Annotated in this window: 8 protein-coding genes; 2 read left to right on the top strand and 6 right to left on the bottom strand. The window is 40.3% G+C overall.

The window, feature by feature from the left end; all coding sequences use genetic code 11:
• Nucleotides 1-152: 152 nt before the first annotated feature.
• The 3 genes from pyk to dnaE all read right to left on the bottom strand — a co-directional run bounded on the left by pyk (nucleotide 153) and on the right by dnaE (nucleotide 5,874).
• Complete coding sequence (pyk, locus tag FFM59_RS08920) at nucleotides 153-1,574, bottom strand: pyruvate kinase (protein ID WP_137602695.1); 1,422 nt, start codon at nucleotides 1,572-1,574, stop codon at nucleotides 153-155.
• 200 nt (nucleotides 1,575-1,774) lie between these two features.
• Nucleotides 1,775-2,491, bottom strand: coding sequence for a transaldolase (locus FFM59_RS08915; RefSeq protein ID WP_137602694.1), 717 nt, complete (start codon nucleotides 2,489-2,491; stop codon nucleotides 1,775-1,777).
• A 17-nt stretch (nucleotides 2,492-2,508) separates the two neighbouring features.
• A complete protein-coding gene (dnaE, locus tag FFM59_RS08910) occupies nucleotides 2,509-5,874 on the bottom strand; it encodes a DNA polymerase III subunit alpha (RefSeq protein WP_137602693.1) in 3,366 nt (1,121 codons plus the stop codon).
• Between the two features lie 239 nt (nucleotides 5,875-6,113).
• Between dnaE and FFM59_RS08905 the strand changes: the two genes are divergently transcribed.
• On the top strand, nucleotides 6,114-6,311 hold the full coding sequence (locus tag FFM59_RS08905; RefSeq protein ID WP_137602692.1) for a DUF2929 family protein: 198 nt from the start codon (nucleotides 6,114-6,116) through the stop codon (nucleotides 6,309-6,311).
• 45 nt (nucleotides 6,312-6,356) lie between these two features.
• Here FFM59_RS08905 and pepT read toward each other — a convergent pair whose 3' ends face one another.
• From pepT to FFM59_RS08890, 3 genes are read right to left on the bottom strand one after another with little or no spacing between them, the layout of a single operon-like run.
• Nucleotides 6,357-7,598, bottom strand: coding sequence for a peptidase T (gene pepT, locus FFM59_RS08900; RefSeq protein WP_137602691.1), 1,242 nt, complete (start codon nucleotides 7,596-7,598; stop codon nucleotides 6,357-6,359).
• Nucleotides 7,599-7,605: 7 nt separating this feature from the next.
• Nucleotides 7,606-8,418 (bottom strand): Nif3-like dinuclear metal center hexameric protein, encoded by an 813-nt coding sequence (locus FFM59_RS08895; protein ID WP_137602690.1) that lies wholly within the window; start codon nucleotides 8,416-8,418, stop codon nucleotides 7,606-7,608.
• Nucleotides 8,419-9,111, bottom strand: a complete 693-nt coding sequence (locus FFM59_RS08890; RefSeq protein WP_137602689.1) for a tRNA (adenine(22)-N(1))-methyltransferase — start codon at nucleotides 9,109-9,111, stop codon at nucleotides 8,419-8,421. It abuts the gene before it with no gap.
• 141 nt (nucleotides 9,112-9,252) lie between these two features.
• Here FFM59_RS08890 and FFM59_RS08885 point away from each other — a divergent pair, with 141 nt between their 5' ends.
• Nucleotides 9,253-10,443 (top strand): multidrug effflux MFS transporter, encoded by a 1,191-nt coding sequence (locus FFM59_RS08885; protein WP_170175975.1) that lies wholly within the window; start codon nucleotides 9,253-9,255, stop codon nucleotides 10,441-10,443.
• Nucleotides 10,444-10,483: the final 40 nt, after the last annotated feature.

The following is a 10,483-nucleotide window of genomic DNA, read 5'->3' as shown; positions in this document are numbered from 1 at the left end:
TAATTGATCTTTTTCAGTTCATATACGTTATTAAATAGGCCTGTAGCCATGCTTTATTAAAATAAAAAACCATTAGATCAAGGTTTCCCTTGACTAATGGTAGAAAAATAGAACCTCGAAAGGTCCTATTTTGTCATCAATAATCAAAGTGATTATTCGATGGTTTGGATACGCATCATGTTAGTTGTACCTTCCTTACCAACAGGGAAGCCAGCAACAACGATAATCTTTTCGCCAGTAACAGCAAAGCCAAATTCTTTAGCCTTTGTTGATGCTTCGGCAAATAAATCATCCATGCTCTTTGGTGTTTCAACTTGGAATGGTTGAACTGCCCAGTTGACAGTCAATCCACGTTGAGTACGTTCGTCAAATGTAAGTGCTAAGATGTTAGCATTTGGACGATATTTTGAAATCATACGAGCAGTATAACCTGAACGAGTTGCAGCAACGATAGTCTTGATACCAAGAGCATCGGCACTTAAAGCAACTGATGAACCAATTGCTTCTGTAACGTCAGCAGTATTGAAGTCAAATACTTCAGTACCGAATTCGTCTAATTCGTTTTCAGATTTTTCGTCGATACGAGCCATAGTTGCAACAGATTCTACTGGGTAGTCTCCGTTAGCACTTTCACCTGAAAGCATTGTTGCATCAGTACCATCAAAGACAGCGTTAGCAACGTCAGATGCTTCGGCACGTGTAGGACGTGGGTTTTCTTGCATTGAATCAAGCATTTGGGTAGCAGTAATAACTGGCTTACCTAATAAGTTACACTTGCGAATCAATGATTTTTGAGCTGAAGTAACATTTTCAACTGGAATTTCAACACCCATGTCTCCACGAGCAATCATAAGACCTTCTGAAACTTCCATGATTGAATCAATGTTGTCGATACCTTCTTGTGATTCGATCTTAGGGAAGATTTGAACATGACCCATGTTCTTTTCTTCAAGTAAGGCACGAATATCAAGAACGTCTTGTGGCTTACGTACAAATGAAGCAGCAATAAAGTTGATTTCGTTATCTAAACCGAAACGGATATCGCTAGCATCTTTTTCAGTAATACCTGGAAGGTTGATAGAAACACCAGGTGCGTTAACACCCTTACGTGAACCTAACAAACCATGGTTTTGAACTGTAACAACAAGTTCTTTGTTAGCAGCATCTTTATCGTCGATTAACATGTCAATCAAGCCATCATCGAATAATACGTGTCCACCAACTTGAACGTCGTCAAACAATCCAGGATAAGTGACAGCAATCTTGTCGTGAGTTCCTTCAAGACTATCATCCATTGAAATGCGAAGCTTGTCGCCAATGTTGAATTCAATCTTACCTTCTGCTTGAACAGTAGTACGAATTTCAGCACCCTTAGTATCAAGCATTAGTCCAACTTTAACGCCGGTAATTTCTTCGGCTTTATGAACATTTGTGATACGGCCAAGGTGTTCTTCGTGATCACCATGTGAGAAGTTGAAACGGAAAATGTTTGCTCCTGATTCAATCAACTTTACAATTGTATCTACATCGCTACTGGCAGGACCAAGTGTACTAACAATCTTGGTTTTCTTCATAAGTAAAATCTCTCCTTTGAGTTATCCGGACAAATGTATGTCCTTTTTGTACAAATGCTAGTCTATCACTTTTTAAAAACGGTGTCTTGTGTTTATGTCAAGTTTCACAAATGTAAACGATACCATTGACAAATTAGTGACTTTTATTAAAAAATGCTCATTTTTTCGTGCCTGTCCATCGAAAAAACTTACGATTTCAATTAGTCTAAAATGCTAAAGCCCAAACTTGAAATATCCTTATCAAATCCCTTAACCGTATCTACAGAAACTTGATATGAAGACTTACCAACTTTACCTAACTTAGCTAAAATTGCTGGTGGCACCGTAATCACATCGACTCCCATATCTTGTGCCTGATAAACATTAATTACTTCACGAGTTGAAGCCCATAATAGTTTGGCATTTGGATGTGGCTTAGTTAATTCAACGCTTTGCTTCACAAATTCAGTAGGATCTTGACCAGTATCAGCCACCCGTCCAACAAAAATTGATACCAAGGCAGGAACATCGTCATCCAAATTATCAACAGTTTGTTGTACCTGTTCAATAGTAGAAATTGCCGTGACGTTTACTTTAATGCCCGCATGTGACAAATCGTGAATCAATGGTGCGTTACTAGTTCCGTCTGCCAACAAAATTGGAATTTTAACAAAGACATTATCGCCCAATGCTGAAATAATGGCGGCTTCTTTTTTCATGGTTTCATTATCATGACCAAAAACTTCAAATGAAATGCCGTAATCTGGCAATTCCTTGATTGCGTTTTTAGCGAATTCGAGGTAATTAGTGATGCCTGCTTTTTTCATTAATGATGGGTTAGTTGTAAACCCAGTCACGTAATCACGTTTGGCATCTGTGAGCATATCGTTAATATCTGCTCCATCTGAATATACTTCAATATCGAATTTTGATTCCATAATATAAAATCACCCTTCTATTTTTTAATATTTTGTAACACAACGTTATCTGTACCTAAAATCTCGACCAGGCGAGATTGAATTCCCACCGAATCGGGAATCCACCTCTCTTTCGGCTGAATTAGTTTTTTGTCAGTTCGTTGTTCAAAAATAATTACCGGAATGTTGCCTGGTTCACTGACCAGAAAGTCAGCTAAATTTTGTTGCGTTTGTTGATTTTCATGTTGCGCATCAATGCGTAACACCCAGCGTTTGCTTACAGTCGGTGGCTTAGTTTGGTTACTTTTAACAACCACCGTCTTGGCATCTTGGATCTGATTAGCAATCACTTGCAAGCGACGCTCAGTCTCCACTTTCCCATCAACCAGTAAAATCTTATTTTTTTCAAGTAAAGCACTGATTCGTTTATATAGATTAGGGAAAACGGTGACTTCGATGGACCCGGTTTGATCACTGCCCGACACGAAGGCCATTTGTTCACCTCGTTTAGTACGAATCACCTTGACATTTGTTACAAAGACAAAGATTTTCACACTTGCACGGTTAGCTAATTCAGCGACTGGCGTCACCCCGAGTCGCATCCCCGCGTCCGCAAATTGACTCACCGGATGACCAGACAAATAGGCACCTAAATATTGTTCTTCAAATCCCAATCGTTGTTCTAAACCAAATTCTTTTCGTTCAAAAATTGTCGGTTGTAACTCCTCAAACAAACTCAGACTAGACCCGGTTAACTCAACACTATCAATAATTTTTGGTAGTGCCTCTGCTAACTCTGCCCGATTATTGCCTAGTCCATCAAATGCTCCCACGTATACTAATGGTTCGATTAATTCCTTTTTTTGCCACTTTGAATCTAACCGTTGCACAAAGTTCAGTAAACTTGTAAACGGACCATCGTTGACCCGACTCTCAAGTACATCTCGAATCATGTCGCGGCGTAATCCCTTTACATCCCCCAGACCGAACAAAATATGCCCGTCTTGCATTGTAAATTCACGTTCACTGACATTAATATTGGGCCCATCAACCTTGACTTTATGTTTCTGGGCTTCTGACATGTACATCCGAATTTTAGCAGCGTCATTATTGACCGTATTCAGCAGTGAAATTAAGAATGCAGCTGGATACCAAGCTTTGATATACGCCAGTTCAAACGCTAACTTCGAATACGCCACCGCGTGTGACCGGTTAAATCCGTAATTTGCAAATTGATCAATATAGTCAAAAATCCGTTCTGCCACTTCTGGCGTATAACCATTATCTTGCGCGCCATGGATGAATTTACTGCGCATCGAATCCATCATGCTTTGCTTTTTCTTACTCATGGCTCGCCGCAGTAAATCGGCCTCACCATAACTAAAGCTGGCCATTTTCGATGCCACCTGCATGACTTGTTCTTGATAAATGAGGATGCCATACGTAACACCCAAAATATCTTTTAATGATTCATCTGGATAGCTGACTGGTTCCTGACCTTTTTTCCGTTTGATGAACGTGTCAATGTTTTCCATTGGTCCTGGACGGTATAACGCATTAACGGCCACAATCAATTCAAACGTTTCAGGATGTAATTGCGTGAGGACATTTTTAATCCCACTAGATTCAAATTGGAAGACTCCATTTGTGTCGCCATTTTGAAAGAGCTCCAGAGTTTTTTTATCATTTAACTCAATTTGCGTTAATGCAAACTCTGGATTCGTTTGTTGGACCAATTTGACGGCATGATCTAGAATCGACAAGTTCCGCAACCCTAAGAAATCAATTTTCAACAACCCAATCGCTTCGACCGTATCTTTGGCAAATTGAGTCATCAGCATGCCATCGCCACCGTCTTGTAACGGCACTAAGTCTTCTAGTTTTTCTTGCGAAAGCACAATCCCGGCGGCATGCGTCGAATAGTGTCTTGGTAAACCTTCCAACTTTTTAGCAGTCTCAAAGATTAACTGGTTCTTGGCGTTATCTGCCACCAAGTTCCGTAAGGGCAACGATTGACGGTATGAATCTTCCAGACTAATGTGCAAGGCTTGTGGAATAGTCTTACTCCATTCAGCGGCTTCAAATTGCGATAAACCGAAGACTCGACCGACATCACGTAACACTTGTTTAGTCGCTAAAGTCCCAAAGGTGATAATTTGGGCGACTCGTCCGTGGCCGTATTTATCATGAACGTATTGCAAAATTTCTTCTCGCCGGTCATCTGGAATATCTAAATCAATATCTGGCATTTGAACCCGTTCTGGATTCAAGAATCGTTCGAAGAGTAAGTTATATTGCAACGGATCAACGTCGGTTATCGCCAAGGAATAGGCAACCAATGATCCGGCCGCTGACCCCCGCCCGGGACCAGTAATGATACCGTGTTGATGCGCATAGGCAATCACATCCCCGACAATCAAGAAGTAATCATCAAAGCCCATTTCGTGAATAATTTTTAATTCACTCGCAAGCCGGTTCCGATAATCATCCACGGTGAAGCCCGGTGCAATCGCTCTCAATTTTAAGCCTTCAATACACAATTGCTTTAAGTACGTAAATGAATCTAACTGTTTGTCGTTTTCAAATTTAGGTAAGATGGTGTCTTGTGATTCCAACTTGACGTTGGCTTGGCCAGCAATGACTTGGGTTAAATTAACCGCGTCTACTAACCCAACCGTTTGGAATTCACGTTCTATGTCAGCAACTGGCTTTAAGTAATGCTCGCCTTGATGGCTGGCTAACATTTGGGGCTGGTTCATTTGGTTACCACGATCAATCGACCGTAAGACTTCCACCGAAAAATGGTCGTCCGCATTTAAATAACCCACCCGTGATAAACCAATTAATTGCGTGTTTAATTGTGTCACTAACTGCATCATGGTTTGGCGTAAAATCGCATCAACACTTGGATTAATGCCAATTAATAAACTTTGCTCATCGACTGATTTGGCCAGTTGTTCAAAATAGACCCGCGCTTCATCTGCTTGACCGGATTGAATCAACCGGTACAAATCATTATCCGTGGGTAAGATGACGAATAAATCGTGGAACCATTCGGATAATTGATCCAAGGTGATGGTTTCACCACGTTCCAAGGTTTGAATCGTGGTAGTAATTTTCATTAGGTGACGATAGCCATCATAATTTTTGGCAATTAAGACTAAACGTTGGTCATTATCTGCCACTACTTCTGATGGCAAGACGATGGTCATCCCAATCAATGGTTTAATTCCTTTTTTCACGGCCTCATTGTAAAAATCAAAGGCTCCGTATAAAACATTTTCATCGGTAATTGCTAGAGCAGTATAGCCACGATCTTTGGCACTCGCCACTAGCTGTTTAATTTGTGAAGTACTTTTCAGTAGGCTATAGCTACTGAGGACTTGTAACGGTACAAAGCTCATCTACTAACTCCCTTTCCCAATGATTATATCAAATTTGACCCCTATCCTGTGAAAACACAAAAATCAATTTAGATATACCAATGTAGATTAATTTGACCTGATAACATTCATAATAACAATCATATTAACAATAAACAAGTCTATTTTTAAAGTATACCAATATTATTAGTTACGAAACTTTTTTACACTTTTTTTCAAATTGTGATAAACTAGTGTCTATATTATGTGAGGTGAAGAAGATGCGTTTAATCGTTTCAAACTTAGTGGCCGCATTTTGGGCATTAATCTTAGGTGAAGTCCTAGGATACATCTGTGGACAACTTGATATTCTAACTATTGACCCCGTAACAATGGGTGTGTTAGCCATTGTAGTTGGCTTGTTCGCAGCTAACTGTTTCGCATGGATTACAAAAAGTGCGGAAGTAACAAGTAAATAATAATAAAAACAAACCTCGTTGAAATTTTTCAGCGAGGCTTATTTTTTATTTTCGTTTGGCGACATTTAACTCACTAATTTTTAACAAGACATCAACGGCCTGTTTCATCACTTCAAGTGAGACAAATTCAAAGCGAGAATGCATGTTTTCACCACCGGCAAATAAATTAGGGGTTGGTAAGCCCATAAATGAAATCTTGGAACCGTCCGTACCACCTCTCACCGGATAAATGACGGGCTCAATCCCGAGATCCTCCATCGCTTGCTTAGCAATCTCAACGACCTCCATGTGTTCTTCAATTACTTCACGCATGTTGTAATATTGGTCATACATCTTTAATTGAATCCGATTTTCACCATACACATCATTTAAGGCCTCAACAATGCTCTTCATTGCGGCTTTGCGCGCGTTAAATTTTTGTTTGTCATGGTCACGAATGATATATTCCATCGTGGCTTGATCAACGGTTCCGTTCAATTTATCTAAATGAAAGAAACCTTCGCGGTCCGTGGTTAATTCAGGGCGGTCATGCGTTGGTAATTTACTATTCAATTCAAAGGCGACTTGCAAGGCATTGATCATCACCCCTTTAGCTGTAGCTGTATGAACATCTTTACCTTGAATGGTAATCTCGGCTGCCGCCGCATTAAAGGTTTCATATTCCAGTTCACCTAAAGGACCACCATCAACTGTGTAAGCAAAATCAGCACCAAAATCAGCAACATCAAAATGGTCAGCGCCGGTGCCAATTTCTTCATCTGGACCAAATGCCAGTTGTAAATCACCATGTTTGATTTCTGGGTGGTCCACTAAATACTTAGCCATTGTCACAATTTCCGAGACCCCTGACTTGTCATCCGCACCAAGTAAGGTTGTTCCATCTGTTGTAATCAACGTGTGCCCTACATAGTTTTCCAAAGCTGGGAAAGAAGCTCGATCCAGCACATATTCGCTCTCTCCCAATTGGATATCACTGTTGCCATCATATTTATCAATAATTTGCGGATTAACGTGATGGGCATTGAAGTCGGCCGTGTCAATGTGGGCAATATACCCAATTGCAGGGACTTCATAATCCAAATTACTCTTCAGCGTGCCCAAAACATATTGATTTTGGGGATGGATACGGACATTTTCAACGCCAATCGCAATCAATTCATCCTTTAATTTGTTTGCAAAATCTGTCTCTAGTGGACTAGAAGGAATCGTCGTTGATTTGTCGTCTGAACGAGTCTCTTGTTTCACATAATTAATAAAACGAGGGAGCAAATCGTCATATTTAGTCATTTTCTCATCACCTCATCATAAATTTGAATGGTTCTGTACTTAATTTTGATTCAATAATTTCAACTTGCCATCCTTGCGCTGCTTTCCACTGTTCAAATAGCAAATGAAGTTTGGCTTTACAAATGGATTCGAAATGGTGCCCGGGATCGACCGCCACTAAGCCATTAGCAATAATGTCATGTCCCGTGTGATAGGAAATATCGCCCGTCACATATGCATCAGCCTGGTGATTGACCGCATCCAAATAGAATTGGCCACCAGATCCACCTAAAACGGCCACTCGTTGAATTTGTTTCTCTGTGCCCGCAACAATTCGTAGCGCGGGAACATCAAATTTTTCGGCCACGTAATGGCCAAATTGTTCGACTGACATTGCTTGCGCTAATTGACCGACTCGCCCCATTCCGTAATGTTCGTTGGTAATTGGATGAGTTCCACCGGCTAACAAGGGTTCTAACCCACTTAATTCCAGTTGAGCAGATAACCAATCATTCATCCCCCCATTCACATTATCCAGATTCGTGTGTGCGCCATAGACCACAATGTCATGTTTCATCAATTGCGCGTACATTTCATTTTGTGGCACGCTTAAATCTAAGTTGTGAGGTGCTCGAAAAATCATTGGATGGTGGGCAAAAATAAAATCAACTTGCTGAGCAATCGCTTCAGCTACAACTTCTGGTCGCACGTCTAAGGTAGTCATAATTTTGTGAATTTCCTGTTGCGGATTACCTAACTGGAGTCCGACTGGATCGCCGTCTTCTGCAATCGACTTGGGTGCCCATTGTTCGAAATAATCAATTAATTCTTGTGCAATCATTTATAACACTTCCTTAATCAGCTGAATTTCCTGTTGAAATTCCTTTATTTTATCTGCTGGAACTTTTTGAGCTTGTTCCATTTGCTGAATCGCTGTTTCTAAATGAGCGACCTGTCCTTGCCATTTTTCTACAAAAGGTACTGACTTTTCATGCAGTAAAAATGGTCCGAACAGTATTTCTTGCGCATCATACACGGCTTTAATGTCAGTCGGTTCTGCGACGATAATCTCATAAACATGTTGATCTTCAGATAAGATTTCCTCCGTCGTAATTTCAAAATAGTTATCGACCAACCACTGACGCACAATTTCCGCACCCACATTTGGTTCTAAAATTAACCGATTGACCTGTGCCAACTTATCCTTACCGTTTTCCAGGATGTCACTGATTAAGGTACCCCCCATGCCAGCAATTGTAATCGTGTCGATTCGATCACTTGTTTCAATAGCAGCTAAGCCATCCGCTAGTCGAGCTTCAATCACATTTGTTAAATGATGATTAGTGATTTCTGCTAAGGCATTTTGGTATGGTCCCTTGGCAACTTCGCCTGCAATCGCAAACTCAATACGTGAGTTTAACGCCAAATTGGCAGGTAAATAAGCATGATCAGAGCCAATGTCGGCCATTCTGGCTTGATCAGGGACATATTTAGCGACGGTCGCTAAGCGTTTTGACAGATGTAATGAATCCATTTACTTCACTCATTTCTTTAAACATTAATAATTTAAGTATATAGCAAATATTGATAAGTTAGTATCGAAATCAACCACATCGGTTCAAATTTTGATATGATATTCTTATCATTAATTTTTAGGATTGGTTTGGTGTTCATCATGAAAAATAAATCTTCGCTGTGGCTAGTTTTACTATTAGGTACTTTAAGTGCCTTTGGGCCACTGTCATTAGATATGTATCTCCCTGGATTACCCGCAATGAGCAGTTCATTGCATACCTCAGCATCATTAATTCAAATGAGTATTAGCACGTGTATCGTTGGCCTCGCACTTGGTCAATTAGTCATCGGTCCAATTAGTGACCGGATTGGCCGTAAAACACCACTGATTATCGGCTTAGCGGTGTTTGCCATCACTTCATTCGCACTCGCATTCACTTCAAATATCTGGATTTTCTTGGCTATTCGTTTCTTACAAGGTTTAGCCGGAGCCAGTGGTAACGTGCTTTCACGCGCAATTGCCAAAGACATGTTTACTGGTAAAAAGTTAACCCGCTTTTATGCTAACTTGATGTCAATTAACGGCATTTTCCCCGTCATCTCGCCAATTATTGGTTCGATGACCATGTTAGTCGGTCCTTGGACCTTAATCTTTGTGGTATTAGGTTTCATCGGTATTTTCTTGATTATCAATTCTATCTTTTTACCTGAAACGGCTCCAAAAGAAGTCGAAACCACCTTCAGCCGTAAGTCACTTAGTACATTAGGACACGCCAAAGACTTTTGGCAACCTACTTTAATTCTCTGTATGGCCAACGGTGTGTTGTTCTGTTATATTTCGGGTTCATCATTTATTTACCAAGGGGTCTTTCACTTAAATAGTACACAATTTAGTTTAATGTATGCCTTGAATGGCTGTGGCATTGCTTTTGGTAGTTTTCTGGCTGGACGAATGGCCAGTTACTTTAGAAGCAAAAAAATGGTTAACATCAATTTGTTTGTTACGTTAATTATTATTGGTTTAATGATTCTCAATGGGATTACAATTGGCAGCCACTTACTTTCAATGATTGGTATTTTCCTAATTATCGGTAGTTTTGGATTTACCACTGCCTTAGCGACTGATCTAGCAATGCAGGTTCCTGGTATCAACGCTGGCGTTTCTTCGGCCATGGTTGGTTTATTCGGTAATATTGCCGGTGGAATCAGCTCACCGTTGGTTGGATTGTTTGGGACCAGCAGTCCTACACCGATGTTTGCCATTATGTTAATTTTTCAAGTGATTTCAATTGCCGCGTTTTATCTACTAAACACCAAAAGTGGCTGGGAAAAAACTAATTCCAGACTATAAAAAATAAAGGGACTTTGGAAAAACACTCCAAAGTCCCTTT

It is taken from the genome of Paucilactobacillus nenjiangensis (assembly GCF_005405445.1).
In the GTDB taxonomy this organism is placed as follows: Bacteria; Bacillota; Bacilli; order Lactobacillales; family Lactobacillaceae; genus Paucilactobacillus; species Paucilactobacillus nenjiangensis.
The sequence above is the reverse complement of the archived record's forward strand: the minus strand, read 5'-3'. Positions and strand labels throughout refer to the sequence as shown.